The sequence below is a fragment of the Lentilactobacillus sp. TOM.63 genome, from assembly GCF_030361045.1.
Lineage (GTDB): Bacteria > Bacillota > Bacilli > Lactobacillales > Lactobacillaceae > Lentilactobacillus > Lentilactobacillus dabitei.
Genome location: NZ_JAUCAP010000173.1, coordinates 1 through 1077, shown reverse-complemented (window position 1 = coordinate 1077; position 1077 = coordinate 1). Strand labels below are relative to the sequence as shown.

Annotated in this window: 2 protein-coding genes; both read right to left on the bottom strand. The window is 44.4% G+C overall.

The features are described 5' to 3' along the window. Positions 1-503: NAD(P)H-binding protein (locus tag QUF07_RS13995; RefSeq protein ID WP_289428200.1), on the bottom strand; the 503-nt coding region annotated here is incomplete at its 3' end. 104 nt (positions 504-607) lie between these two features. Further along, positions 608-1077: Ldh family oxidoreductase (locus tag QUF07_RS13990; protein WP_289428198.1), on the bottom strand; the 470-nt coding region annotated here is incomplete at its 5' end.

Here is a 1077-nt window from a genome sequence, read left to right as displayed (position 1 = left end):
AATGGCTGGTCGCTGTCAGTTAACTCATAGTTGGTGTTACCGTCTTTATTATAAAGCCAAGCTAACCGCAGCAACGTGTAAGTGAGATCAGAATCCTTGATGACTTTGGCGGTTTTAATCCGCTTGGTGATTGAGCTTTCAATCATACTGGTATTCCACTGACCAAAGGCGCCCTTGACCTCATCTTCAATTCCAAGGACGGTGGCTCCGATAAATTGGCGGACGTGGTTGGCATCCATTGCTGCCACAATATTTTTAACGGAATCGAGATCACGCATTTCATTCAAATACACCGCGTCAACGCCATCCATGGCCTGATTCAAGGTATCCTTGTCGTTGAAGTCGCCATCAATGACGGTTTCTCGGCTTGGATCAGTCACTTTAATACGATTGTTGGCATTGCGAGCATACAGTTTTAAGTTAAAATCAGTTTGTTGTAAGAGGGCTGGAATCAAATAACTGGAAATTTGACCTGCGGCTCCTAAAATTAATACAGTTTTCAATTGAATACCTCCTCAAATCATTTTGTTACCACCACTACTATAACGCTTTTGGTTGCAGAAAAGCATTTTGTAGAATTAGTCATTAATGGAGATACCAATCAAAATTAGATTGCCTGGGGAACGACGACACCGGCTTGCTTGCCAATTGTCTCCAGCTCCTGAGCGGTCTTATCATCAATCACAACGCCTTGCTTAAGATTCTCGTCATAATGTTTATACTCACGATCGCCGGGGATCATGATATGAGTCCCGGGAACGTGCTTGAGGTGGCGAATCCGATCAAACATCTTAGTAGCTCGTTGTTTGAGATCATCAAGCTCGCCAAACAATGCCGGATTGATGGTTAAGAAGAACTGACTGAAGTCGTGGCGACCCGGTTTGTTGGTATCAGCCGAAATTGAGCCCTGAGCTAAGATGCCCGTTAATAATTCAACCACTAAGGAATTACCAAATCCCTTATAGTTGGAATTTTGTTCAAGTAAGCCACCAAGGGTTAGGACTCCGCCGCCAGGCTCATCTTCCGTGAAGGCAACTTTGGCCAAATTGTCTTCCACTTTTTGCGCATCGGTGACCA